Genomic DNA, 22,726 nt, shown 5'->3' on the forward strand with positions numbered 1-22,726 from the left:
GGGGCTATAGCTCAGCTGGGAGAGCGCCTGCATGGCATGCAGGAGGTCAACGGTTCGATCCCGTTTAGCTCCACCAATTTACAGTTCAACGTCGGGCCACACTGGCGTTGAATCGATCAAGCTTAAGCTTGATCACTGTTAGAAGGGTTTGTGTCCCCTTCGTCTAGTGGCCTAGGACACCGCCCTTTCACGGCGGTAACAGGGGTTCGAGTCCCCTAGGGGACGCCACGATTACCCGCTCTGCGGGATTTTTAAGGGTCATTCAATTATTGAATGGCCCTTTTGTTTGTCTGCGTTTTAAGCCTGTCGCTGCACCTCCTTCTAACCCTGCGTTACACTGCGCCCTTTATTGGAGCGTGGAGCTGGGCATGACGTGGGATTTGGCAACACCATTCATCATTGATCTACAGGTGCAGGCTGAAGACATTGACGGGTTTGGGCATGCCAACAACGCAGCCTATGTCGTGTGGCTTGAGCGGTGCGCCTGGCGCCACTCACAGCGCCTGGGTCTGGACCTGACCGAATACCGGCGTCTGGACCGTGCCATGGCGGTGGCCCGGCATGAAATCGACTATCTGGCCAGCGCCTATGAAGGCGACGAATTACAGCTGGCCACCTGGATTGTTGACTGTGACCAGCGCCTGCGCATGACCCGCCGCTTCCAACTGGTAAGGCCCTGCGATGGCAAGACCTTGCTGCGCGCGCACACCACCTTTGTGTGTATCGAGCTGTCCAGTGGCAAAGCCAAGCGCTTGCCGCCTGAGTTCCTGGAAGGCTATGGCCCGGCGGTCGTTAGCGGATGACAAAGGCTCACGGCTTGATACCGATTCCCCACGGAACACCGTAAACTGCGGCACGTTTTTTATGAGAGTCACCCATGCAAATTGCTTTGGCGCCGATGGAGGGGTTGGTCGACAACATCCTGCGTGATGTCCTGACCCGCACCGGCGGTATTGATTGGTGCGTGACCGAATTTATTCGGGTTACTGAGCGCCTGCTACCAGAAGCCTACTTCCACAAGTTCGCCCCTGAACTCCAGCACGGCGCCAAAACCCGTGCCGGGGTGCCGCTGCGTGTGCAGTTGCTGGGTTCGGACCCAGCGTGCCTGGCGGATAACGCGGCACTGGCTTGCCAGTTGGGTTCTGAGGTCATCGACCTTAATTTCGGTTGCCCGGCCAAGACGGTGAACAAGTCGCGCGGCGGCGCCGTACTGCTCAAAGAGCCTGAGTTGCTGCACGCGATCTTGTTGCAGGTGCGGCGCACCGTGCCCGCGCATATCCCGGTCACGGCCAAAATGCGTCTGGGTTTCGATACTCCCGACAGCGCCAATGAATGCGCCATCGCGCTGGCTGAGGGCGGTGCGAGTCAGATCGTGGTGCACGCCCGAACCAAGATGGACGGCTATAAACCACCTGCGCATTGGGAGTACATCGCGCAAGTGCAAGAGGCCGTCAACGTGCCGGTCTTTGCCAATGGCGATATTTGGTCGGTCGATGACTGGCGGCGTTGCCGGGAAATCAGCGGTGCTGAAGACATCATGCTGGGGCGCGGCCTGGTCTCGCGCCCCGACCTGGCACGCCAGATCGCAGCCGCCCGTGCGGGCGAAGAGATCGTAGAAATGACCTGGGCCGATTTGCAGCCCATGATTCGCGATTTCTGGGCGCAGGCGCAGGCCCAGTTGACCCCGCGTTCAGCGCCGGGCCGGCTCAAGCAATGGCTGGCCATGTTGACGCGTAATTACCCTGAGGCGATGGTGCTGTTCAACGCCATGCGCCGCGAAACCGACTGTGAAAAGGTGCGGTATCTGGTGAATAACCCGCCTGAGGGCGCGATTTGATCGGCCCAAAAAAAATTTGAAAAAGCCCCTTGAAATGATTTTGCCGGTCCTTATTTAGTGGGTACGCGATGCCGAAACCGGGTCGCGAATAAAAAACTCGCTGAAATCAGGAGGCATAAATTATGAGCACTGCATTTTCTCTGGCGCCACTGTTCCGTAATTCTGTCGGCTTTGACCGTTTTAGTGATTTGTTCGAAACAGCGCTGCGTAATGACACCAGTGGGGGCTACCCACCTTACAACGTAGAAAAACGTGGCGAAGACAGCTACCGCATCGTCGTCGCTGCGGCAGGCTTCCAACAAGATGACCTGGACCTGCAAGTTGAAAAAGGTGTGCTGAGCGTCAGTGGAAGCAAACGTGAAGCCAGCAATGATGAAGGCTTGACCTATTTGCATCAGGGTATTGCGCAACGGGCATTCAAATTGTCCTTCCGTCTCGACGACCATATCGAGATCAAAGGCGCCAACTTGAGCAATGGCCTGCTAAGTATTGATCTGCAACGGGTGGTGCCTGAAGAAGCGAAAGCCAAACGCATCCCTATCAATGGGGAGCAGCCAGCGCTGCAACACTGATCCACAGCAGGTGCTAGCCATGAACCCCGTCTCGTCAGGCGGGGTTCTTTGTTTTAGGGAGGGTGAGCCGCGTGCACAGATCTGCAAGCGTTTGTTTCTGTGGGCGATAAAGCGTTTTTTGTTCAACTAGCCTGTAGAGCACTGGCCGAACACATACGGTGTTTGGCACAACCCGCAGGTGAAGTAGATGAAGAACAAACGCGCGCGCGATGCAGTCACCGGGCTATTCATTCCTTTGGAAGAGGCCAAGCGTCGACCGCGGGAGAGCACCCTCGAAACCATCAAAAAACCCAAAAAGCCGGACGCAAAAAGCTGATGAGCAGCACGCAGGCATTTGTCTTCGACCTCTCCCCGAGGCAAGTGCCTGCACTTTTACCTGGCGCGCTTGCACGAGAGCGCACAAGCATCAAATGCGCGCCCTCTATGGGGCTGTGAGAAGCGTCTTTGCACCGGGCAGGTTGAATATGACCCTGAACAGTTCGGCGCGCTCGCAAGCCTGTTGCTCGACAACGAATGCGCCCTGCATACCCGTCAGCAAGCAATTAAGCGACGTTGATCCAGGCCCGGCATTGCGGGCCTGGGTAACGGGTTTTACTTTGGGTTGTGAGGCTGGGCGGTTGGACGTGCTTTAAGGTTTTTGTCCGCTTTGTAGCGCAAGGCTACATCCGGCACGCTGCCACTTTTGCCGGTTTCTATCCAGTTGCGGATACGGCTGGCATCGGCAAAATGCGTGTATTTGCCGAACGCATCCAGAATCACCAGCGATACCGGCCGGTTGCCCATTTCAGTCACCAGCACCAGGCAGTGCCCGGCCTGATTGGTGAACCCGGTCTTGGTGATTTTGATGTTCCACTTGTCCTTGTTCACCAGGTGATCGGTGTTGTGAAAACCCAGGGTGTAATTCGGTTTTCTGAACGCCACGGTTTTTTCTTTGGTGGTGCTCAACTGGCTCAGCATCGGGTATTTACGCGCGGCGGCCAGTAGCTTGCTGAGGTCGCGGGCGGTGGACACGTTGTGAATCGACAGGCCGGTCGGCTCAACGTAATGGGTATGCATCATGCCCAGACTTTTGGCCTTGGCGTTCATGGCGGCAATAAACGCCACGTAGCCGCCAGGGTAATGGTGCGCGAGGGTGGCAGCGGCACGGTTTTCAGAGGACATCAATGTAATCAGCATCATGTCGTGGCGGGTCAGCTCACTGCCAAGCTTGACCCGTGAAAACACGCCTTTCATTTCCGGCGTGTCGTTGATGTTGACCGCGATGTACTCATCCATTGTCAGTTTGGCATCGAGCACCACCATAGCGGTCATCAGCTTGGAGACCGAAGCAATCGGCACCACCACGTCGGGGTTGCTGGCGTAGATGATCTTGTTGGTTTGCAGATCAACCAACATCGCGCTGCCTGAAGCGATGTGCAGTTGTGATGTGTCGCGCGGGGCTGAGGTGCTCTCATTCGCTGCGGCGACTGAGCAAGCAGCGGTGCCTGTAAGAACTAAAAATAGGCCAAGAATCGAAAGATGAATTTTCACGCAGATTGACTCAATAAGGGTTAGGAAGTGCCTGGCTGTCAGTGCTGTTATACACATCACGTTACACTTAGAGAGTATGTATCAATAATCGCGCAAATGCGTGAATAAACGGGCCTTTAGAGCACCTTTTTCGCGTAAATCATACGTTTCGTGTTTGCCTGATGTGCACTGCCAGTCAGCAAGATCGCCTGCCTGCCAAGAGGGTAGCAGTACAACGCTGAGCGCACGCTGAACAGACACTTCATCGTCTGCGCCAAGCCATCGCATCGCGTGGCAATTGTGTAAAATGCCCGCCCTTTGAAATGACCGGCTCACACGATGACCCCTCAAGCGCTGTCCACCCTCCATCTGCATCTTCTGTCTGCGCTTGAAAACGTGCCCGACGAAACCCGACGTCTGTTTCACGGGCGCGGTCGTTGCTGGCCGGGATTGGAGCAGCTAACGGTGGACTGGCTGCAAGGCGTGGTGCTGGTTTCGCTGTTCAAAGAGCCTGAAGCGCCATCACTGGTTGCGCTGAAAGCGCTGCTGCTGGACCTTGCGCATACCCCGGTGTGGCAAGCGTGTGGTGCGCACACATTGGTCGTGCAGCATCGCTACACGTTGCAAAGCGACAGTGAATGGCTGGTGGGTGAGGCCATTGATGAATGCACGCTGACCGAAGGCGGGTTGCGCTATCGGGTGGACCTGGGGCGCAAGCAGAACAATGGGCTGTTTCTCGACATGCGTTATGGCCGTGATTGGGTCAAAGCGCAGGCCGAAGGCAAGCGGGTGTTGAATCTGTTTGCCTACACCTGCGGGTTCTCGGTGGCTGCGATTGCCGGTGGTGCACAGCATGTGGTTAACCTCGACATGTCCCGCGCGGCCTTGAGCCGTGGCCGCGACAACCATCGTCTCAATGGCCATGACATGAGTAAGGTGACGTTTCTGGGGCACGAGCTGTTCAAGTCATGGGGCAAGGTAAAAAGTACCGGTCCCTATGATCTTGTCATCATCGACCCACCGTCCTTTCAGAAAGGCAGCTTTCTGTTGACCAAGGATTACCAGCGGGTAGTACGACGCCTGCCGGAACTGTTGAGTGAAAACGGTCTGGTTTTGGCGTGCATGAATGATCCTTCGCTGGGGTCAGACTTTTTGATCGAAGGCGTGACCGAGCATGCGCCGGGTTTGCGTTTTGAGCAGCGCCTTGACAATCCCCCGGAGTTCCCTGACGCAGACGCCGAATGCGGCTTGAAAGCGCTGGTGTTCAAACAAGGTATTTGAGGGGCAAAAAAAAGCCCGCGGGGGAGGGTGCGGGCGAAGGGTTCATTGAATGAGCAGGGGCAATATACCGCCTGACATTCACTGGCTGGGTGAAACTAAATTCATCTAAAACGGCGGATTGATCACGATCAATCCGCCGTTTTGGTTTATTTGGTACGCGACGATTCAAACAGGAACCAGACGCGGCGCTCAGCTTCATCAATCCAGTTTTCCAGCAGGCTGGTGGTGGCCACGTCGCCCAGCTCGGAACACATGTCGTGGGTTTCGCGCATGTAGGCCGCCAGTTGAATGTTGTCTTCGCGCAGTTCGGCCAGCATGTCTTCCGGGGTCACGAAATCGGCATCGTTATCCAGCAGGCGTTGCAGCTTTTTGATGTGACCTATAGAGCGGATGGTGGTGCGCCCCAGCTTGCGCACGCGTTCGGCGATGGCGTCTGTGGTGGCGAAAATTTGATCGGATTGCTCGTCCAGCAGCAGATGGAAGTCGCGAAAGTGCGGGCCGGACATGTGCCAGTGAAAGTTTTTGGTCTTCATGTAAATGGCGAACGTATCAGCCAGCAGCGCATTCACTTCGGCTGCAATGTTGATGCAGGCTTCATCGCTCAGCGCCGAAGGTGTCCGCAGATCGGCCTTTCTGGTTTCCTTGGCGGATTTCAGGTCTTTCATGATGGTTCCTCGTGGAAGCTGTGGATGGGAGTTAACAGATATTGATTCGGGCTGACTTAAGACCAGGATTGGTCTTTCGTCAAACGAGCCAAGCCGCGCCAGTGCGGTATTTCAAGGGTTTGAAGGCCCGCTGAGCAAGATTGTTCAAGACTTTGCCTGCGTTTGTTGCGACGCTTTGACGCTGCCCACTGCCCGGAAGTTTTAAATGCCTGATTCGATTCCCCGCGTCGCGTTCATGCGTGGCGTGATTGCTTGTCTTCCCTTGACGCTGGCGTGTGCGCCCTGGGGGCTTCTGGCCGGATCGACGGCCATTGATGCGCAATTGACCCCCGCTCAAAGCCAGGGTTTGTCGGTGCTGGTGTTTGCCGGTGCGGCTCAGTTGGTGGCAATTGGCATGATCAAGGGTGGCGCCAGTGCGCTGTCTATCCTGTTAACGACCTTGCTCCTGACTTCACAGCATCTGTTGTATGCCATGCACCTGCGCCCTGTGGTTTCGCCTTTGCCTGCCAAGTGGCGGTTTGGTCTGGGTTTTTTACTGACGGATGAATTTTTTGCGTTGGTGAGCAGCCATGACCGCCAGACGTTTAACCGCTGGTACGCACTGGGCGTGGGCTTGTGCATGTACATCGGCTGGAACCTGTTCACGCTGCTCGGCGTGGTGCTGGGCAAGAGTATTCCGGGGCTGGATCAGCTTGGGCTGGAGTTTTCGATTGCCGCGACTTTTATCGCCTTGATCACGCCTGTGGTGCGCAATGTGCCGACCATCATGTGTGTGGCGGTTTCACTGCTCAGCGTGGTGCTGTTCAGTTACTGGCAGTGGGAGTCGGCCATTGTGCTGGCGGGGTTGGCCGGGATGGCCGCAGGGTATTTGAGCAAACGGGCGGGAGTGTTTTTCGAATGATGTGGGTCATTATTGTCGGGATGGCGTTGATTCTTTTTTTCAACCGTTATCTGTTTCTTGAGCCGCGCTTGCCGATCCGTTTGAACCGCGGGGTCAAGGAATTTTTGGGCTTTGCGGTGCCGGGCATGCTGACCGCAATTTGCGGGCCGATTATTTTCGTCAAGGAACACACGCTGGATCTAAGCCCCGGCAACCCATACCTGCTGGCCGGGTTGTGTGCCATTGGCCTGATGCTCTGGCGCCGCAACGTGTTGCTCAGTGTCGTGTGCAGTGTGGCGCTGTTTTATCTGTTTCGCAGGTGGCTTTGACCTGGGCGGCGGCGCGAGACGTAAACGGGCCGCTGACAGGCACTCCGTCGATCACCACGTACCAGCACGCTAACAGCCCATTGGCGCGAAGCGGGGCGGGTACTGCACTGCCCACCACGGACATGACATGAATCTTGGACATACACACCTCCATCAATCAATGAGAGCACCTTACGGCGTGCGCCGCGGTACAAAAAATCATTGCGCTTGATAGTCGCCATCGACAGTGATGAGGGTAGTGCGTGTGGCAGGTTAATCCACCACCAGGTCCAGCATGTGCATGACTTCGTGATCGCTGATCAACCCTTTGTTGACCAAATGCTGCGCCAGCAGTGAGACCAGCTTGGCAGAGCGATGCCCTTCGAGTTGTTTGAGTTCGGTGAGTGCGTTGTAAACCTTGCTGGAGGTGCACAAGCCAGCGGTGTGGTGAGGGTTCTGTGTTGGCATGGAGCCTTCCTTGTTTTTATAGGTATTAAGGTGTGTAAGCAGGTGGTTCAGCCATCAGTGGCAAGCCTGCGGGTACGCACGGCATTAATCATGCCGCAGATAAGTTACATTTTGTGTCTTACCTGCGACATTCACATCATCTATCCAGACCAGCTGCCGTTACCAGCGCGGCGGGCCGTAGTAACCGCGTGGTGGGCCGTAATACACCGGTTGTGGCCGGCCATAGTAACCCTGGTAATAAACGGGTTGGGGGGGTGGCACATACACCGGTTGTGGCTGGTAATACACCGGTGGCGCCTGTACATATACCGGCTGGGGCTGAGCATAGACCGGTTGTTGCACGTAGACCGGGCGTTGATCGTGGCTCGAAATGACCGAGCCGATGATCGCACCGCCCACCACTGCACCAAACAGGGCCGGGCCAGGGCCCCAGCCACCGTGGGCAGAGGCTTGGCCGGCGACAGCCAATGCGCCAATCAGCAAAGCGACTTTTGAGATACTGCGCAACATGACGAATCCTCGAATTCCAGCCCCGGCAATTTGGCCTGTACCAGGCCACAAAATGAGTGCGGGGATAACACTCAGACCGCATTTCTTGAAAAAACGGCGGCGCGCATCGGTAAATGTTGTGTAAGGTCTGCGCCAGCTGACACGTTTCAGCGTGATCTGCCCGTCCATGATTAACCAAAACACTCGAAACGGCTCTGGCCGTTTATCTGAAAGCGTTCTGCCTGGAGATGAGCATGCAAATGAATCCGAACAAAGACACTCGACTGTGCATATCGCTGTCGGGCCGGCCGGGGAATTTCGGGTTGCGTTTTCATAACCATCTGTATGGCCAACTGGACCTCAACTACTACTACAAGGCGTTCAGCAGCCAGGATCTGGCAGGCGCAATCACCGGTATTCGGGCGTTGGGTATTCGTGGTTGCGGTGTGTCCATGCCTTTCAAGGAAGCTTGCATTGCTTTGGTCGACGAGCTGGATATGTCGGCCAAGGCCATTGATTCGATCAACACCATCGTCAATACCGACGGTCACCTCAAAGCGTACAACACCGACTACATCGCCATTGCGCAGTTGCTTGAAACCCATCAAGTGGCGAAAGACACCACGTTTGCCTTGCGTGGCAGTGGCGGCATGGCCAAAGCAGTTGCCTCGGCGCTACGGGACGGGGGCTATCGCAATGGTTTGATCGTGGCGCGAAATGAAGCGAGTGGCACGGCATTGGCCGCCAACTGTGGCTATCAATGGCAACCTGAGCTGGGTGCGCAGCGCCCGCAGATGCTGATCAATGTCACGCCAGTGGGTATGAGTGGCGGGGCAGAGGCCGATCAATTGGCGTTCGAGGCCGGGGCGATTGATCAGGCGTCAATCATCTTCGATGTGGTGGCGATTCCCTCTGAAACCCCTTTGATCGTTCGTGGTCGCGCTCAAGGCAAGCAGGTAATTACCGGGCTTGAGGTCATTGCGATTCAGGCCGTAGAGCAATTTGTGCTGTACACCGGCGTGCGCCCGACCCCTGAGCAATTTCAGGCGGCTGTCGAGTTCGCGCGCCGTTGAGGGGGTGGCCGGATGAGCCAGCTCATCCGGCCAACTGTTTACTCAAGTTCGGCCAGGCGCGCTTCGAGCGCGGTGATCCGAGCCTCCAGCGCTTCGAAACGCTCCAGCGAGATGCCAGCGCTTGCGCCGCGCTCGGCCGGCTGCTGGCGAGCGGCCATGATCGTTTCGATGTCAGCCGGATCGCCTAGCGCGTGCATGTAGCGGTCTTCACGCTGACCATTCTGGCGAGGTAGCAGCAGGACCAGATCGCGCGCAATCAATCGTTCCAACGGGTGCTGTACTTGCTCAGTGTCTTCAAAGTCGTGCAAGCGCGCGCTGCGGGTCAGCAGCTCATTCAGGGTTTGCGGGCCGCGCAGAAAGAGCAGCCCGATCAACACCATCTGGGCGGGCACAAGCTCCAGTACCTTATCGACCCGGTGCTCCCAGCGATCTGCACGGCTGCCCATCACCAAACGAGTGAAGCCTCGACCTTCAAGGGCGCGCAAACTTTGTCCGACCTGGCCCTGACTTAGATTCATCACCGGTTCGCGGCTGGTTTTTTGATTGCAGGCCAGTACCAGTGCGTTGAGGGTCAGCGGGTAGGTATCGGGGTGGGTGGCCTGTTTCTCGATCAAGGAGCCGAGGATGCGAATTTCCGTGCTATTGAGCCGGGGTTCGACGTCGGTATCGTGTTCTGTGCTCATCACGCTTTCCTTGTGCGTTGGAAGGCGGCTAGCCTAGAACCAATGCTGGCTAAAAGACAAGCCGCTTGCGCGCGGCTTCAGGGCTATAATTCGCCGCACATTAATTCCCGCCCACAGACTGTCGAGACTTACATGACTATCTCTCTGTATGACGCTTCCATTCCCGTGTTCAAACAAATGCTTAACGCCATGAGCGGTGTGTTGAGCAAAGCTGAGGCGCACGCGACGGCCAAGAACATCGACCCGAGTGTGTTGCTGCAAGCACGTCTGGCCCCGGACATGTTCGCGCTGGTGCGTCAGGTGCAAATTGCGGTCGATTTCGCCAAGGGTGTTTCGGCACGTCTGGCGCAAATCGAACTGCCAAAATACGACGACACCGAAACAACTTTTGCAGAGCTGCAAGCATTGATCAGCAAAGTGCTGGCCTTTGTAGACACCATCAAGCCCGAGCAGATTGATGGCAAGGAAGGGATTGAAATCATCACCCGTCAGGGCACGCCCAAAGAAAAGCGCTTCACGGGTCAGGCTTACTTGTTGACCTATGGTCTGCCCCAGTTCTTCTTCCACGTGACCACCACCTACGCGATCCTTCGCCACAATGGCGTTGAAGTCGGCAAGCGCGATTACATGGGTGCGTTCTGAGTGTGAGAGGGCGTTGCGCTGAGTAGCGCATGGTCGGCATTCAAGCGCAGCCCTGGGCTGCGCTTGAATATCGGGAGGTTTAGCGTTGTACGGCTTTGTCTTCAGCCATGCAGGCTGCCGCTGTAAACAACACGTCGGTGGAGGAGTTGAGCGCGGTTTCTGCCGAATCCTGCAGAATGCCGATGATGAAACCTACCGCCACGACTTGCATCGCAATCTCGCTCGGGATACCAAACAGGCTGCACGCCAGCGGGATCAGCAGTAACGAACCACCCGCCACGCCCGATGCGCCACAGGCGCAAACAGCCGCCACGACACTGAGCAAGATGGCTGTCGGCACATCGACTTCAATACCCAGCGTGTGTACCGCTGCCAGGCTCAGCACGGTAATGGTAATCGCCGCACCTGCCATGTTGATGGTGGCGCCCAGCGGGATCGACACAGAGTAGGTGTCTTCATGCAGCCCTAAACGTTCACTCAGTGCCATGTTCACCGGGATGTTGGCGGCGGAGCTGCGAGTGAAAAACGCGGTGATGCCACTTTCACGCAAACACATAAAGACCAGCGGGAACGGGTTGCGACGCAGCTTCCAGAATACGATCAGCGGGTTGACCACTAACGCCACAAACAGCATGCAGCCGATCAGTACGGCGAGCAGGTGCAAGTAGCCCAGCAGCGCGTTGAAACCCGAAGAGGCGAGGGTCGAAGCCACCAGCCCGAAAATACCCAGAGGTGCAAAGCGGATTACGACGCGCACGATCAAGGTCACGCCGTTCGACAAGTCATTGAGCACGGTGCGTGTGGTCTCTCCGGCATGGCGAATCGCAATGCCCATACCGATAGCCCACGCCAGAATGCCAATGAAATTGGCGTTCATCAGAGCGTTCACCGGGTTGTCGACCACGCTCAGCAGCAGGCTTTGCAACACTTCACCGATACCACCGGGGGCCGACACGGCAATGTCTTGCGTGGAAAGCACCAGGTTCGAAGGAAAGAGCATGCTTGCAACAACAGCCACAACGGCGGCGGCAAAGGTGCCGAACAGGTAGAGGACCAGGATGGGGCGGATGTGGGTTTCCTGCCCGTGCTTATGGTTGGCAATCGAGGCCATGACCAGTACGAACACCAGAATCGGTGCGACGGCTTTCAATGCACTGACAAACAGCTTGCCAATAAAAGCCACCGAGAGTGCAGCTGAGGGCGCGAGCCAGGCCAGCAGAATCCCGGCAATCAATCCGATCACAATCTGGGTCACCAGGCCGGTGCGTTTGAGCCGGTGCAACAGGGAAGGTGAAGCGTCAGTCATAGGGGACTCTCTAGTTGTTGTGGGCATTGCATTCAGTGATCTTGCGCCGAACAGCAAACGGGCAGGCTGCTCAGCAAAAATCGCAGGACGGGACCTGCGCGGCAGATGATAGGCGGGCGTGTTAAACACGTCTGTGTGACTAAAACCATGGCGCAGGGGCGGACTTTATCATAGCGGTGTAGGAACTTTCCCGCCCAAGGGCAATCTGTCACACGCGCAGGGCTTGGCCCGCATGGATTCAACGCAGGCCACGATCGAAACATTCTGTTAATATTGCGCTCCCCCACATTTTTTCAAATCAGCGGACTCGTTGCTTCGCTGGCGTTGCTGTCTCTGGAGTTTTTCATGCTGTTGCCTATCTTGCTGCTGTCCGCGGCCGGTTTTACTGTGCTCACGACTGAGTTCATCATTGTTGGCCTGTTGCCATCAATCGCGCGCGACCTTGAGGTGAGCGTGCCTCAGGCCGGCTTATTGGTGACCTTGTTTGCCTTTACCGTTGCGGCGCTGGGCCCTTTTTTGACTGCTTATTTCGCACGATTTGAGCGTAAGCGCCTGTTCATAGGCATCTTGCTGATGTTTGCCTTCGCCAACACGGTGGCGGCACTGGCGCCCAACATTTGGGTGATGGCATTTGCCCGGTTATTACCGGCCCTTGGATTGCCGGTGTTCTGGGCATTGGCCAGTGAAACCGCAGTGGATATCGTGGGTCCTGATTTTGCTGGGCGAGCCATTGCCAAGATCGGCTTCGGGATTGTCTGCGCGACGGTATTCGGTATTCCAGTGGGCACACTGATATCGGATGCGTGGGGCTGGCGCAGTGCGTTCGCCATTTTGGCGGTCGTGGCTTTGGCCAAGGCCTTACTGCTGTGGATCTACCTGCCCGCCACTCGCGTGGCCAAAGAGACCGTCACGCTACGCTCGCAATTCGGCATGCTGCGCAATCCGCTGTTGATCGGCCATATTGTGCTGTCCGTGCTGGTGTTCAGCGGCATGTTTACGGCTTACACCTATCTGGCAGACATTTTGGAAAGGTTGGCAGGCTTTAACGGCACGCTGGTCGGTTGGTGCCTGATGGGGTTCGGTGCTGTTGGTCTGATCGGTAACTCGTTGGGTGGGCGGATGGTGGATCGTCATCCGCTGATTGCCTCTATGGTGTTTTGCGCCTTTATGATCGGCGGGATGGTCGCCTTGGTGCCCAGCATTCACTCAACGCTCGGGCTGGCGGCGGCGATGGGGGTTTGGGGCGTGACGCAGGCGGCGCTGTTCCTGGTGAGCCATGTGCGCTTGATGAAAGTGGCGCCTCACGCGCCCGCATTTGCAGCATCGCTCAACATTGCCGGGGCTAATTTGGGTATCGGTCTGGGGGCGATGGTGGGTGGCCGGGTGATTGATCATTACGGCTTGGGCAGCCTGGGTTTTGCGGCTGCCGGGTTCATTGTGCTGTCGATCTTGCTGGCTTTGTTGCTGATGACATCTAAAAGCCGCGCGGTCTGTGCTTAAGTCTCCATGTCAGTAAACAGTTCGCGCCGCGCACCTTCGGTAATCGCAACGATGCCGGGGTGCTTGATCTTGCGCTCCACGGTGATGGCGTAAAACGATTCGGTGACCGCCTCGGTGTGGCCTATCAGCTCAACGTCAAACTGGCGCATGACTTCTTTGGCGATCACGCTGGGCGCAATAAAAACGCCAATGCCCGACTGCCCGAAAGCCTGCATGAGGGCGCTGTCATCGAACTCACCGACGATGCGTGGCTGAATTTGCAGCTCGGCCAGCCAGCGCAACAAGCGGCTGCGCAACACTGTTTCCGGGCCGGGTATGAGCAACGGTGCGCCTTGCAAGCACTGCGGAAAGTTTTCTGAGTAGTGTTTAGCCAACGCATGAGTGGCAAAAAAACTGATCCCGCATTCCCCCAGTTTTTGGCTCAGACCTTTTATGTCCAGGTGAGAGGGCATCGGGCTGTCGGAAATCACCAAATCCAGGCGTTGAATGGCCAGATCCGCGAGCAGGCGATCGAGCTTGTCCTCGCGGCAGGTGATGCGAATCGGCTCATCCAGCTCCATCGTCGGCGCAATCAAGCGATACACGATTGATTTGGGGACCACATCGGCCACCCCGACCCGGAATAAGATCTGCTGCTCCTTGGGCGACATGCGCAACATGCTCTGGAGTTCGCTGCCCACTTGAAAAATTTGTTCAGCGTAGGGCAGCACCTGGCGTCCGGTCTCGGTGAGTTCCAGTTGCCGGCCCACGCGTTGAAACAGTGGCAGGCCGTAGGTCTGCTCAAACAGGCTGATTTGCCCACTGATGGTCTGGGGCGTGAGGTTCAATTGTTCACAGGCGCGGACGATGCTGCCGGTTTTGGCAACAACCCAGAAGTAGTGGAGCTGACGGTAGTTGAGCATTTGATGGGTAACACTTCGTAAAAAACGAAGTATAGTGCTTAAAAATACGAATTTTCCTGAACTGTTTGCCTCTTTAGAATCCCGCGTTATTCGCGTGTGCAGGCCGCGACCCCGATGACAGAGGAAAAACACGATGACAATCAAGAATGCGGGCGTGGCGACCTTGTTGGCGGCAGCGCTATTGATGATGGGCGGGTGCGATCAAGCGGAAAAAGCCGCGCAGCAGATGCTCAGTAAAACCGCAGAAAGCGCCAAGCAGGCAATTGATGACACGCATCAAGCTGCCGAGCAGGCGCTCAATGATGTCACCGGGGCTACACCCGATGACAAAGAGGCACCCGAGCAAGCGCGCAAAGAGTCGTCGCACACCATTTAACACCTCTTACTACTGAGTCAGATCGCACCTATGGAATACCTTTTACAACTGGCCGCCAGCCCTACAGCCTGGGTGGCGTTGGCCACATTGATCGTGATGGAGATTGTGCTGGGGATCGATAACCTGATCTTCATCTCGATCCTGACTAACAAGTTGCCGGAAAAATTTCGTACCCAGGCGCGCCGCATTGGTATCGGCATGGCGCTGATTTTGCGCCTGGGTTTGCTCAGCACCATCGCTTATATCGTGCAGTTGACCACGCCGGTGTTTGAAGTGCTGGGGCAAGCTTTCTCATGGAAGGACATGATCCTGATTGCCGGTGGTTTGTTCCTGGTATGGAAGGCTACCAGTGAAATTCACCACAGCATGAGTCCGCAGGCAGAAGGTGAGAGTGAAGGTCAGTCGTCTGCAATTTCTTTAGGCTTTGCGGCCGCGATTGGGCAGATTCTGATGCTGGACCTGGTGTTTTCCATCGACAGCATCATTACCGCAGTCGGTATGACTGAGCACTTGCCGATTATGGTGATTGCAGTTGTGGTGGCGGTGTTGGTGATGCTGCTGGCATCGGAGCCATTGGCCAAGTTCATCAATGAAAACCCGACCGTGGTGATGTTGGCGCTGGCCTTCCTGATCATGATTGGCATGACCTTGATTGCCGAAGGTTTTGGTGCTCACGTGCCTAAAGGCTACGTGTATGCCGCGATGGCGTTCTCGGCGACGGTTGAAACACTCAACATTTTGGCGCGACGGGTTCGTGAAAAACGCCAGGCTGCTTTGGTGAAGTAACGTCGCAGTGATGCAGCAGGCCGTTCCTCCCTTAAGGGGTGGGGCGGCTTTTTTGTTTAATGAGCATTAGCGGTGTTGATCTTGGGTGTGTCAGCGGGTTTTTTTTGAGCGGGCAACGTTTGCGGATGATGGCGCCGACTGATGCGCATCACGCCCCAGAGCATGGCAGCCGCAACGGCCAGCCAGCCGCTGAACAGTAGGAAAATGGTTAAGGCCGGGCTCATCAGTGCCTCCTTTGCCCTAAATGGGCATGCACACATAACAAGTGACAGTCTAGCCGCTGGTGTGTTTCAAGCTATTGACCAAAGGTCGAGAGTCATCGACTGATTCGCTCTATATGGCGGGGCAAACTGCGGGTTAAGGCTATACCTCGACAGGCGGGCGCCCTATGATCGGCGACCATGCTGGGTATTGAACATCCAGCCTCTATTCAAGGCGAGGGAGCATGCGTGCAGTGATGGGCTTGAAATTGACACGAGTGTGGTGGGCGGGTGTTCTGGTGTTGCTTATGGCGGGTTGTGCCAGTGTTGAACGGCCCGACCTGCGCCACTTGCCCGAGCGGGTTGAACTCAATGGGGTGCCGTTCTTTCGTGGCAATGCCAACCAGGGTGGCCCACAAGTGCTGGCGAGTATGTTCAGCGAGCAACGGATTCGTACTACACCCGGACTGTTGACCAAGCCATTAAAGTTGCCGGGCGCTGAAGACGCGTTGCAAAGCAATATGGAAAAACTGGCATCCGAATATGGATTGGTGGTTTATCCCCTGGATAAATCGCTCTCGGCGCTGCTGACACAAGTGGCTGCAGGTTATCCGGTGATGCTGCGATTCACTGACGGCACTGTTTGGTCTACGCCGCGTTACGCGATGTTGGTGGGCTACAACCGCACCAAGCAGACCGTTTTATTGCGCGCAGGTATGGAACGGCGCAGGTTAATGGACTTTGATAAGTTTGAGTCGGCCTGGAAGGATGCCGCAGGCTGGGCGGTGCTGGTGGTGTCGCCGGGGCAATTACCGGCCGATGTCGATCGGGCCCGCTGGCTGAAAGCCGCTAATGACCTTTCTCGCGCCGGGCAGGAGCAGGCAAGTGCCAAGGCGATTCAAGCGTTAGAGTCGCACAAGTAGCCAAACGCCTCCAAAACGGCGCCCTGGCGCCGTTTGAAGGTGCAGTTTGTCAGAATCCGTATTTGTCTCGCAGGCTGTAGTACCAGGCACCTAACGCTGTCAGTGGTGTGCGCAGCAGTTGGCCGCCGGGAAACGGGTAGTGTGGCAGATCGGCAAAGGCGTCAAAACGCTCAGCCTGGCCTCGTAGCGCTTCGGCCAGAACCTTGCCCGCCAGGTGGGTGTACGTCACACCGTGGCCGCTGCACCCTTGGGAGTAATAGATGTTGTCACCGATACGTCCCACCTGCGGCAGGCGTGACAACGTCAGCAGAAAATTACCGGTCCACGCGTAGTCAATCTTCACGTCCTTGAGTTGCGGAAAAGCCTTGAGCATTTTGGGCCGAATAATCGCTTCAATATTGGCCGGATCGCGTGCGCCATAGACCACGCCACCGCCGAAGATCAGGCGCTTATCGCCGGACAAACGATAGTAGTCAAGCAGGTAGTTACAATCCTCAACACAGTAATCCTGTGGCAACAGCGTCTTCGCCAGCTCATCACTCAACGGTTCGGTGGTGATGACTTGGGTGCCGCACGGCATTGATTTGGACGCCAGCTCAGGAACAAGGTTGCCCAGGTACGCATTGCCCGCCACGATGATGAACTTGGCCCTGACCTTGCCCTGTGGCGTGTGCACTACCGGGCTGGCACCGCGCTCGATGCGCACGGCGGGCGACTGTTCATAAACAGTGCCGCCCAATGACTCAACCGCAGCCGCTTCACCCAGCGCTAAATTGAGCGGGTGAATATGGCCGCCGCTCATGTCCAGCAATCCTCCCTGGTATTGGTCGCAGGCCACCACTTCACGGATTCGGCGCTGGTCCAGCAACTCCAGTTGCGTGTTGCCATAGCGCTCCCAGAGCCTTTTCTGCGCCTCAAGGTGACCCATTTGTTTGCTGGTGATTGCTGCGAAGACGCCGCCGTCTTTCAAGTCGCACTGGATTTGATATTTAGCGACGCGGTCACGGATGATCTGGCCGCCTTCGAATGCCATTTGGCCTAACAGTTGGGCTTGCTTTGCACCGACCGTGCGTTCAATCACATCAATATCGCGACTGTAACTGTTAACGATCTGGCCACCGTTACGCCCCGAAGCGCCAAACCCCACCTTGGCCGCCTCAAGCACCGTGACCTTGAAACCGTGCTCAAGCAGAAATAGCGCACTCGATAGCCCCGTATACCCGGCGCCAATCACACACACATCCGTCTCAACCTCACCTTGCAGGGCAGGGCGCTCAGGCGTCGGATTTGCTGAAGCCGCATAGTAAGACTGGGGGTAAGGAGTGTTCGCCATTCTGCAACCTCTGTTTTATATTTTTTACGAGTGCGGCCGATGCTACCTGAGTTGAAATCTGCCCGCCAGCGGCTCACAGCCGGCTATTTTTGCGCTTCAAATAAATAATTCGACAATTCATAGGGTTACCTGCAAAAAAGGTGTTGACACACCTCTGCAAATCTATAGAATGCGACCCCACAGCAGGCACGTAGCTCAGTTGGTTAGAGCACCACCTTGACATGGTGGGGGTCGTTGGTTCGAGTCCAATCGCGCCTACCAAACAAAATCCGCTCTGCTGGGCGGTCTAGAAGGGCTCACCGAAAGGTGGGCCCTTTTTTGTTGTCTGCGTTTTGCAAAACTTTTGCAAAACCCCCACCTCAGAACGCCAAATCAGCCCCCACCTCTAGGTACTCGATACCTTTCTCTGTGTGTCCCTCCTGATAGTGTTTGGTCATCTTCGCGTCCGCGTGGCCCATCAGCGCCTGGATGTATTCCTGCGGGAAATTCTGCTGCTCGTACAGCCAGGCCCCCAAAGCGCGGACTTCGTGAAAGGTGGGTCGCTCAGTGGCTGGGACATGGTCATACGCATGCGCCGCGTCCCGGGCTTTGCTGAACTCGTTGCTCAGATAGTTCGGAGTAACAGAGGTCCAGTGATCCTTGGCGGCTATCTGCTCGCGCTTTCGCGCTTTGGGCCTGTAATGGATCAGGTAGGGCGAAGCCACGGGGGAGCGCAAACATTCGCTCACAACCTCTCGCAGGGCTTGGCCCATTTTGATCTGCAAGTGAATCGGGTTGTCATAGCCCTGAGTCTTGCCGGGCGAAACCTTGATCGTGTTGTTCTCAAGGTCCACCGAAGACTTGAGCCACGAAACGATATCGTCACGCCGCTGCAGGCTGGCCAGTGCCAAGCGGATGGCGCGTTTCAGCCACATAGGCGTGGTGTCGGCGTCCACAATTGTCATCAGGCCCGCTAGCGTATGGAGTTGGCGCTTCTTCTCGGCTTCTTTTTTGATCAGCGTCAGCTCAGCCACGTTGCGCTCAGCCAAACCCTTGGCCACCGCGAAGGCAAAAATCTGGATCAACAAACCGCGATGCTTGGTGTAAGCGTTGTTGCTAAATCCGTCTAGGTACTCAGCGACAGTAAGCACGTCGAGTTGGCCGATCAGTTGATCTCCCAAGTCCTGCCGGTAGCGCTCAAGCTTGAACTGGATCTCTACAAGAGTGCGGGCGGCATACCCGCGATCTTTCAGCCATTCGGCCTCAAAGCGTTCTACCAGGTTGCGCATCGTTGGCAGGCGATCGCCTGTCAGGATCATGAGCAGCTCACCGTCACCGGCCATTACAGGAGCCAGCTTTGCGTTTGCAGCCCTGGCCAGCTTGATCGCGTCTTCAAGGGGGCGGTTGATGCTGGTCATCAGGCCGGTGATGGGGTTGCGGTACCGCCAGTATTTGCCATTGGGGTAGAGGTTGGGGGGAAGCTTGCGGTTCTTGATACTGCGAGGCCGGGAAGCCATTACCCAAGCTCCAGCATTTGAGCGAGCAGCGGATCACTTGACCCCATGATCGCGGCCTGCAGGTCTACGAAATACATCCCGCCTTTTACCTCACACAACACTTCACCTTCCTCTATCCATTTCTTTAGTTGTTGCAAGCTTGGTTTACTGCCTGCGTAGCGCAGCTTTCTGTATTCGCCTGCTTCCATCAAGCGAGGGAGACGGGCCGTGATCTGGGCAATGACTTTTGCCATGCAGCACCTGCCGCGTGGTTTATGGCGCCCATAGAGCCCAACTTGACCCAGCGCATGCTCAACGAATTATTGGAATCACCAGCGACGGCGACCAAGGACTGATCGCGCTGCAGGCCTGTCAGGCCTACGCCAAAGAAATCTCAAGCACATAGTAAAAAAGGAGCGGCCGAAACAGGATGCGTCAACATCCCGTCCGGCCACCGAACCCGCAGATCACACCTGCAAGCCCAGCCAAGGCTCCCGCCTCGTGCACAAAGCCGAGCGGCCTGGCAACGCCTGCAGGGACCTATGTCGAAAACCTGCCGTGGCTGAATGCGCTGAACGCTACCGCCGGGCGCACACCTTCCATTACATGGCCCCCCCCTGCTGGCAGACGGCAGGGTGCGGCGTCGACTTCGCGTTTGGAAACTACGAACGCATGGCCGCCTTCATGCATCGCTGCAAAGGCAAAGTGATGGTCAGAATCAACGACCACCCGGATATTCAACGTATATTTGAATGCTTTCACTTTGAGACGACCGAGACTCGCTACACGAACATGAGTCAGCGGCATGGGAAGCCTGAGGTGATGGGGGAGTTGATCATCATGAATTGGAAGCAGGAGGCGTTGGAAGGGTTGTTTCAGAGTGTAGAGATTGAACCGAGAGCAGTTTGTAGGGAAGACTGCTATCGGCCAAGAGCAGTCAGTCAATACGTCTACAAAAGCAGGACGATTCTGTAACGTAGCAGTTTGCATTAAGCATATCCAGCCGTCGGCACAAGGTAGAGGCGCTTAGTGATCATTCTGTGGCGTTCATTTTTCGGGGGGCGTAGCGATCAAGGTATGACTTTAGTCGTGTTCGGTTAGGTCAGACTCGGTTCAAGTAACTTATGGCTTTACCCTGATCGCAGGTGAGGCTATCGTGCTGGCATAAAGACATGATCCTGCCTGTTTTCGCTCTATCTGGAGCTCCGTTAAGACGTTCCTAACTAACAAATGTTGTGTCTTGGCTAGAGAAAAATAAAACCTTTTCTCGGTAAATTGCTGCCTTGAGAAAAGGCTTTTAAATCAAATGTTCAAAGGTGCTGGAATGGAAGATTCATCATTTTTTAGTCTACTGAAGGACGCGAGTGCGGAACAACTGACAGCCCCGGTGTTGGTGGTCAGTGTTGTGCTGTTTTTACTTGTGGTATTTGTCTTCCGCTACTTACGGCCCTCTCTGAGGCTGGCTAAAAGTCTCGCAGAGCTTAAGGTTGCCCTTAAAAAGGCCAAAGCATTTGCACCTGGTCAGCGCCGCTCTGAACTTCAACGAATTTTTGCAGGCAGTTCGCTTGAGCATTCCTGGGATGAATACTCTGAAACGCTGCACGACCAGTATGAGTTTCGCGAGGGTGAGCAAGTCTTGGTTCGCTCGCGTGCGACAGCCGCTGCGGCTCATTTTTTCTCGGCTCAGAGTGTTGTCGATACGCCATTGCGTACGGAGTTTTATAAACACCTTCCCGGCATCCTGACGGGTATCGGTATTGTCGGGACTTTTTTCGGACTTATGTTAGGGTTGCAAAGTTTTGATCCCAGTACCCCTGAATTGGTAAATGCTAGCTTGGATAAGCTGCTAAAAGATGTATTTTTTGCGTTTGTCGGTTCTGTATTTTCTATCGGAGTTTCAATTCTGGTCACTTTGGTCGAAAAGTGGCGTTTAGGCCGTTGCTACACATTGCTTGAAGGTCTGACCGAGACCCTCGACAGCCTGTTTGATAGCGGCGTGGGTGAAGAGTATTTGGCTGAACTGGTGCGTTCCAGCGCCGAGAGTTCGATTCAGACGCGTCAACTCAAAGACAGTCTGGTCACGGACTTGCGGGAAATGCTGCAAAACCTTGTCGACACCCAAGTGCGTGAAAGCCTGAAACTGGCTGACACTTTGTCCACGACTTATCGCGATTCAGGTCAGTTATTGGCTGATCAAGTCAGCGGTGCCATTGAGAACAGCCTCAAACAGCCCCTAGAAACTATCGCAGGAGCCGTTCAAGCCGCCAGCGGTGCCCAAACCGGGCAGGTGGAAGGCATTCTCAAAGATGTGCTGGTCGCTTTTATGAACAAACTGGAAAGCACCTTTGGCCAGCAGTTTAATGGCCTGCACGACTTGATGGGGCAATCGGTGGCCGCCATGCAGTCCATGCAACAAGGTTTCTCGACGCTTATCCAGGACATGCGTTCGGCCAGTGATTCGTCTAATCAGACCAGCTCGACGATGATTGCGCAGTTGCTGACGGACATGCATTTGGCCCAGAACGCCATGCAGGCGGGCATGAGCGAGATGTTGGCGCATTTGCAGGAATCCGTGGCGCGTATCGGCAATGAAGGTGAAGGCGCGGGCCAGCGTATGGCGCAGCAGATGGAAAAACTGTTTGCTGACAGTGAAGCCCGCCAACAAGCCATGGCTGAACACCTTCAGGCGTTTGTCGAGTCTATCCAGCAGAATATTGGTCATGGACAAGAAGCGACGATGTCAAAAATCGCAGGCTCGGTGGATGTCCTTGGCGAACAACTTTCGGCGGTGTTCTCGCAACTTGAGCGTGGCCAGCAGCAGATGGACCAATCGACGCGCGCGGCGCAAGCCGATTTGCATCAAGGCACTCGGGATCTGGTCGGTGGTCTGGATGAGCAGGTCAAAGCCCTGCTGCAAACGGTGGGTGAGCAGCAGCAGGCGGCGCAAGACACGGTTAAGGCACTGAGTGCGCAAACCGAACAGCATTTACAGAGCATGCAGGTGGGCGCCGAGAAAATGCGCGCCGCAGCTGAGCGATTTGAAACTGCAGGCCACAGTGTAACCAAGGCCAGTGACTCGACAGCCAACTTGATGGGGGCTGTTCAGGCGGCAGGGACTGAGTTGGGCCAGGCAACCCGGGAGCTTACGGCCGTTGTGTCGGACTACCGCAATAACCGCGAAGCATTGGCCACAATCTTGGCCGTGATTGAAGGGGTGGTAGCCAGTGCTCACGGTGAAGCCAGCGGCCGCAGCCAGTATTTGCAAGATCTCAAAGCGCAGAGCGAGCGTTTGCAAACGATGAACCGTGAAGTGTACGAGTACCTCGACAACATCAGCGGTGTACTGGGCAATGGGTTTAAAGAGTTTGGCGATGGCATGGATGATGTCCTGCGCCGGACCCTGGGCAACCTAGACCTTGAACTGGATAAAGCGGTCAAGAGTATCGCTGCCGGGGTCGATGGGGTGAAGGAAAGCATCGAAGATTTCAGTGATGTCATGGAAAAAATCAGGTCGTAAC

The 22,726-nt window shown here is 55.9% G+C and carries 26 protein-coding genes, 3 tRNA genes and 2 pseudogenes; 19 read left to right on the plus strand and 12 right to left on the minus strand.

Translation table 11 applies throughout. The features are described from left to right. The 6 genes from AP059_RS12240 (at position 1) to AP059_RS22725 (ending at position 2,725) form a co-directional block, all read left to right on the plus strand. A tRNA-Ala gene (locus AP059_RS12240) sits at positions 1 to 76 on the plus strand. Between the two features lie 76 nt (positions 77 to 152). After that, positions 153 to 228 (plus strand) — tRNA-Glu (locus AP059_RS12245). Between the two features lie 140 nt (positions 229 to 368). After that, complete coding sequence (locus tag AP059_RS12250; protein WP_059763386.1) at positions 369 to 803, plus strand: acyl-CoA thioesterase; 435 nt, start codon at positions 369 to 371, stop codon at positions 801 to 803. A 74-nt stretch (positions 804 to 877) separates the two neighbouring features. Beyond that, entirely contained in the window at positions 878 to 1,837 is a 960-nt protein-coding gene (locus AP059_RS12255; protein ID WP_059763385.1) for a tRNA dihydrouridine synthase, read from the plus strand. 122 nt (positions 1,838 to 1,959) lie between these two features. Continuing rightward, on the plus strand, positions 1,960 to 2,409 hold the full coding sequence (locus AP059_RS12260) for an Hsp20 family protein (protein WP_048366089.1): 450 nt from the start codon (positions 1,960 to 1,962) through the stop codon (positions 2,407 to 2,409). A 187-nt stretch (positions 2,410 to 2,596) separates the two neighbouring features. After that, positions 2,597 to 2,725, plus strand: a complete 129-nt coding sequence (locus AP059_RS22725) for a hypothetical protein (RefSeq protein WP_256209835.1) — start codon at positions 2,597 to 2,599, stop codon at positions 2,723 to 2,725. Positions 2,726 to 3,000: 275 nt separating this feature from the next. Here AP059_RS22725 and pbpG read toward each other — a convergent pair whose 3' ends face one another. After that, the gene (pbpG, locus tag AP059_RS12265; protein ID WP_059763384.1) at positions 3,001 to 3,939 is read right to left on the minus strand and encodes a D-alanyl-D-alanine endopeptidase; all 939 of its coding nucleotides are present in this window, start codon (positions 3,937 to 3,939) and stop codon (positions 3,001 to 3,003) included. A 318-nt stretch (positions 3,940 to 4,257) separates the two neighbouring features. Between pbpG and AP059_RS12270 the strand changes: the two genes are divergently transcribed. Next, positions 4,258 to 5,199 carry a class I SAM-dependent methyltransferase gene (locus AP059_RS12270; RefSeq protein WP_059763383.1) on the plus strand — a complete coding sequence of 314 codons (942 nt, stop codon included), beginning with the start codon at positions 4,258 to 4,260 and terminating at the stop codon, positions 5,197 to 5,199. 146 nt (positions 5,200 to 5,345) lie between these two features. Here AP059_RS12270 and AP059_RS12275 read toward each other — a convergent pair whose 3' ends face one another. Next, on the minus strand, positions 5,346 to 5,864 hold the full coding sequence (locus AP059_RS12275; protein ID WP_059763382.1) for a Dps family protein: 519 nt from the start codon (positions 5,862 to 5,864) through the stop codon (positions 5,346 to 5,348). Between the two features lie 205 nt (positions 5,865 to 6,069). On the opposite strand from AP059_RS12275, the gene AP059_RS12280 reads away from it, so the two are divergent. After that, positions 6,070 to 6,765: an AzlC family ABC transporter permease gene (locus AP059_RS12280; RefSeq protein ID WP_059763381.1), complete on the plus strand. Its 696-nt coding sequence runs from the start codon at positions 6,070 to 6,072 to the stop codon at positions 6,763 to 6,765. Next, on the plus strand, positions 6,762 to 7,073 hold the full coding sequence (locus tag AP059_RS12285; RefSeq protein WP_059763380.1) for an AzlD domain-containing protein: 312 nt from the start codon (positions 6,762 to 6,764) through the stop codon (positions 7,071 to 7,073). The genes AP059_RS12280 and AP059_RS12285 overlap by 4 nt, the downstream gene beginning before the upstream one ends. On the opposite strand, the gene AP059_RS22025 is transcribed toward AP059_RS12285, so the two are convergent. From AP059_RS22025 to AP059_RS12295, 3 genes are all read right to left on the minus strand, one after another. After that, positions 7,021 to 7,215: a hypothetical protein gene (locus tag AP059_RS22025; protein WP_082706796.1), complete on the minus strand. Its 195-nt coding sequence runs from the start codon at positions 7,213 to 7,215 to the stop codon at positions 7,021 to 7,023. The genes AP059_RS12285 and AP059_RS22025 overlap by 53 nt on opposite strands. Positions 7,216 to 7,325: 110 nt before the next feature. Next, a complete protein-coding gene (locus tag AP059_RS12290; RefSeq protein ID WP_048366083.1) occupies positions 7,326 to 7,520 on the minus strand; it encodes a hypothetical protein in 195 nt (64 codons plus the stop codon). 159 nt (positions 7,521 to 7,679) lie between these two features. Further along, the gene (locus AP059_RS12295) at positions 7,680 to 8,030 is read right to left on the minus strand and encodes a hypothetical protein (RefSeq protein ID WP_059763379.1); all 351 of its coding nucleotides are present in this window, start codon (positions 8,028 to 8,030) and stop codon (positions 7,680 to 7,682) included. 233 nt (positions 8,031 to 8,263) lie between these two features. On the opposite strand from AP059_RS12295, the gene AP059_RS12300 reads away from it, so the two are divergent. After that, a complete protein-coding gene (locus AP059_RS12300) occupies positions 8,264 to 9,082 on the plus strand; it encodes a shikimate 5-dehydrogenase (protein WP_059763378.1) in 819 nt (272 codons plus the stop codon). Between the two features lie 38 nt (positions 9,083 to 9,120). Here the strand turns inward: AP059_RS12300 and AP059_RS12305 are convergent, their stop codons facing one another. Then, positions 9,121 to 9,765: a YceH family protein gene (locus tag AP059_RS12305; RefSeq protein ID WP_059763377.1), complete on the minus strand. Its 645-nt coding sequence runs from the start codon at positions 9,763 to 9,765 to the stop codon at positions 9,121 to 9,123. 132 nt (positions 9,766 to 9,897) lie between these two features. Here AP059_RS12305 and AP059_RS12310 point away from each other — a divergent pair, with 132 nt between their 5' ends. Then, on the plus strand, positions 9,898 to 10,407 hold the full coding sequence (locus AP059_RS12310) for a DUF1993 domain-containing protein (RefSeq protein WP_059763376.1): 510 nt from the start codon (positions 9,898 to 9,900) through the stop codon (positions 10,405 to 10,407). A 79-nt stretch (positions 10,408 to 10,486) separates the two neighbouring features. On the opposite strand, the gene sstT is transcribed toward AP059_RS12310, so the two are convergent. Beyond that, the gene (sstT, locus tag AP059_RS12315; protein WP_059763375.1) at positions 10,487 to 11,713 is read right to left on the minus strand and encodes a serine/threonine transporter SstT; all 1,227 of its coding nucleotides are present in this window, start codon (positions 11,711 to 11,713) and stop codon (positions 10,487 to 10,489) included. Between the two features lie 345 nt (positions 11,714 to 12,058). Between sstT and AP059_RS12320 the strand changes: the two genes are divergently transcribed. Then, positions 12,059 to 13,213, plus strand: a complete 1,155-nt coding sequence (locus AP059_RS12320) for an MFS transporter (protein WP_059763374.1) — start codon at positions 12,059 to 12,061, stop codon at positions 13,211 to 13,213. Here the strand turns inward: AP059_RS12320 and nhaR are convergent. Further along, entirely contained in the window at positions 13,210 to 14,115 is a 906-nt protein-coding gene (nhaR, locus tag AP059_RS12325; protein ID WP_059763373.1) for a transcriptional activator NhaR, read from the minus strand. The two genes, AP059_RS12320 and nhaR, sit on opposite strands and share 4 nt — an antisense overlap. Before the next feature lie 133 nt (positions 14,116 to 14,248). On the opposite strand from nhaR, the gene AP059_RS12330 reads away from it, so the two are divergent. Together AP059_RS12330 and AP059_RS12335 are read left to right on the plus strand one after the other, a co-directional pair. Then, positions 14,249 to 14,491, plus strand: a complete 243-nt coding sequence (locus AP059_RS12330; RefSeq protein WP_059763372.1) for a hypothetical protein — start codon at positions 14,249 to 14,251, stop codon at positions 14,489 to 14,491. A 30-nt stretch (positions 14,492 to 14,521) separates the two neighbouring features. Next, entirely contained in the window at positions 14,522 to 15,277 is a 756-nt protein-coding gene (locus AP059_RS12335; RefSeq protein ID WP_048401689.1) for a TerC family protein, read from the plus strand. A 56-nt stretch (positions 15,278 to 15,333) separates the two neighbouring features. On the opposite strand, the gene AP059_RS22475 is transcribed toward AP059_RS12335, so the two are convergent. Further along, positions 15,334 to 15,501, minus strand: a complete 168-nt coding sequence (locus tag AP059_RS22475) for a hypothetical protein (RefSeq protein ID WP_165599932.1) — start codon at positions 15,499 to 15,501, stop codon at positions 15,334 to 15,336. A gap of 221 nt (positions 15,502 to 15,722) precedes the next feature. Between AP059_RS22475 and AP059_RS12340 the strand changes: the two genes are divergently transcribed. Further along, positions 15,723 to 16,400: a hypothetical protein gene (locus tag AP059_RS12340; RefSeq protein ID WP_059763371.1), complete on the plus strand. Its 678-nt coding sequence runs from the start codon at positions 15,723 to 15,725 to the stop codon at positions 16,398 to 16,400. Between the two features lie 49 nt (positions 16,401 to 16,449). Here the strand turns inward: AP059_RS12340 and AP059_RS12345 are convergent, their stop codons facing one another. Continuing rightward, on the minus strand, positions 16,450 to 17,733 hold the full coding sequence (locus tag AP059_RS12345; protein WP_059763370.1) for an NAD(P)/FAD-dependent oxidoreductase: 1,284 nt from the start codon (positions 17,731 to 17,733) through the stop codon (positions 16,450 to 16,452). A 184-nt stretch (positions 17,734 to 17,917) separates the two neighbouring features. On the opposite strand from AP059_RS12345, the gene AP059_RS12350 reads away from it, so the two are divergent. Beyond that, positions 17,918 to 17,994 (plus strand) — tRNA-Val (locus tag AP059_RS12350). A 98-nt stretch (positions 17,995 to 18,092) separates the two neighbouring features. Here AP059_RS12350 and AP059_RS12355 read toward each other — a convergent pair. Then, positions 18,093 to 19,229 (minus strand): tyrosine-type recombinase/integrase, encoded by a 1,137-nt coding sequence (locus tag AP059_RS12355; protein WP_059763369.1) that lies wholly within the window; start codon positions 19,227 to 19,229, stop codon positions 18,093 to 18,095. Next, complete coding sequence (locus AP059_RS12360) at positions 19,229 to 19,462, minus strand: hypothetical protein (RefSeq protein ID WP_059763368.1); 234 nt, start codon at positions 19,460 to 19,462, stop codon at positions 19,229 to 19,231. Before AP059_RS12360 ends, AP059_RS12355 begins: the two co-directional genes overlap by 1 nt. Positions 19,463 to 19,473: 11 nt before the next feature. On the opposite strand from AP059_RS12360, the pseudogene AP059_RS22730 reads away from it, so the two are divergent. From AP059_RS22730 to zorA1, 3 genes and pseudogenes are all read left to right on the plus strand, one after another. Further along, positions 19,474 to 19,614: pseudogene (locus AP059_RS22730) on the plus strand (lysis protein); the annotation flags it as partial. Positions 19,615 to 19,723: 109 nt separating this feature from the next. Further along, positions 19,724 to 20,084: pseudogene (locus AP059_RS22735) on the plus strand (DNA adenine methylase); the annotation flags it as partial. A gap of 448 nt (positions 20,085 to 20,532) precedes the next feature. Further along, positions 20,533 to 22,725: a type I Zorya anti-phage system protein ZorA1 gene (gene zorA1 / locus AP059_RS12370; protein ID WP_059763367.1), complete on the plus strand. Its 2,193-nt coding sequence runs from the start codon at positions 20,533 to 20,535 to the stop codon at positions 22,723 to 22,725. Position 22,726 lies beyond the last annotated feature (1 nt).

It is taken from the genome of Pseudomonas sp. TAA207 (genome assembly GCF_001529285.1).
GTDB lineage: Bacteria > Pseudomonadota > Gammaproteobacteria > Pseudomonadales > Pseudomonadaceae > Aquipseudomonas > Aquipseudomonas weihenstephanensis.

Coding starts and splice junctions, on each gene's coding strand:
- AP059_RS12250 (WP_059763386.1), top strand. CDS start 369: ATGACGTGGGATTTGGCAACACCATTCATCATTGATCTACAGGTGCAG.
- AP059_RS12255 (WP_059763385.1), top strand. CDS start 878: ATGCAAATTGCTTTGGCGCCGATGGAGGGGTTGGTCGACAACATCCTG.
- AP059_RS12260 (WP_048366089.1), top strand. CDS start 1,960: ATGAGCACTGCATTTTCTCTGGCGCCACTGTTCCGTAATTCTGTCGGC.
- AP059_RS22725 (WP_256209835.1), top strand. CDS start 2,597: ATGAAGAACAAACGCGCGCGCGATGCAGTCACCGGGCTATTCATTCCT.
- AP059_RS12270 (WP_059763383.1), top strand. CDS start 4,258: ATGACCCCTCAAGCGCTGTCCACCCTCCATCTGCATCTTCTGTCTGCG.
- AP059_RS12275 (WP_059763382.1), bottom strand. CDS start 5,864: ATGAAAGACCTGAAATCCGCCAAGGAAACCAGAAAGGCCGATCTGCGG.
- AP059_RS12280 (WP_059763381.1), top strand. CDS start 6,070: ATGCCTGATTCGATTCCCCGCGTCGCGTTCATGCGTGGCGTGATTGCT.
- AP059_RS12285 (WP_059763380.1), top strand. CDS start 6,762: ATGATGTGGGTCATTATTGTCGGGATGGCGTTGATTCTTTTTTTCAAC.
- AP059_RS22025 (WP_082706796.1), bottom strand. CDS start 7,215: ATGTCCAAGATTCATGTCATGTCCGTGGTGGGCAGTGCAGTACCCGCC.
- AP059_RS12290 (WP_048366083.1), bottom strand. CDS start 7,520: ATGCCAACACAGAACCCTCACCACACCGCTGGCTTGTGCACCTCCAGC.
- AP059_RS12295 (WP_059763379.1), bottom strand. CDS start 8,030: ATGTTGCGCAGTATCTCAAAAGTCGCTTTGCTGATTGGCGCATTGGCT.
- AP059_RS12300 (WP_059763378.1), top strand. CDS start 8,264: ATGCAAATGAATCCGAACAAAGACACTCGACTGTGCATATCGCTGTCG.
- AP059_RS12305 (WP_059763377.1), bottom strand. CDS start 9,765: ATGAGCACAGAACACGATACCGACGTCGAACCCCGGCTCAATAGCACG.
- AP059_RS12310 (WP_059763376.1), top strand. CDS start 9,898: ATGACTATCTCTCTGTATGACGCTTCCATTCCCGTGTTCAAACAAATG.
- sstT (WP_059763375.1), bottom strand. CDS start 11,713: ATGACTGACGCTTCACCTTCCCTGTTGCACCGGCTCAAACGCACCGGC.
- AP059_RS12320 (WP_059763374.1), top strand. CDS start 12,059: ATGCTGTTGCCTATCTTGCTGCTGTCCGCGGCCGGTTTTACTGTGCTC.
- nhaR (WP_059763373.1), bottom strand. CDS start 14,115: ATGCTCAACTACCGTCAGCTCCACTACTTCTGGGTTGTTGCCAAAACC.
- AP059_RS12330 (WP_059763372.1), top strand. CDS start 14,249: ATGACAATCAAGAATGCGGGCGTGGCGACCTTGTTGGCGGCAGCGCTA.
- AP059_RS12335 (WP_048401689.1), top strand. CDS start 14,522: ATGGAATACCTTTTACAACTGGCCGCCAGCCCTACAGCCTGGGTGGCG.
- AP059_RS22475 (WP_165599932.1), bottom strand. CDS start 15,501: ATGAGCCCGGCCTTAACCATTTTCCTACTGTTCAGCGGCTGGCTGGCC.
- AP059_RS12340 (WP_059763371.1), top strand. CDS start 15,723: ATGCGTGCAGTGATGGGCTTGAAATTGACACGAGTGTGGTGGGCGGGT.
- AP059_RS12345 (WP_059763370.1), bottom strand. CDS start 17,733: ATGGCGAACACTCCTTACCCCCAGTCTTACTATGCGGCTTCAGCAAAT.
- AP059_RS12355 (WP_059763369.1), bottom strand. CDS start 19,229: ATGGCTTCCCGGCCTCGCAGTATCAAGAACCGCAAGCTTCCCCCCAAC.
- AP059_RS12360 (WP_059763368.1), bottom strand. CDS start 19,462: ATGGCAAAAGTCATTGCCCAGATCACGGCCCGTCTCCCTCGCTTGATG.
- zorA1 (WP_059763367.1), top strand. CDS start 20,533: ATGGAAGATTCATCATTTTTTAGTCTACTGAAGGACGCGAGTGCGGAA.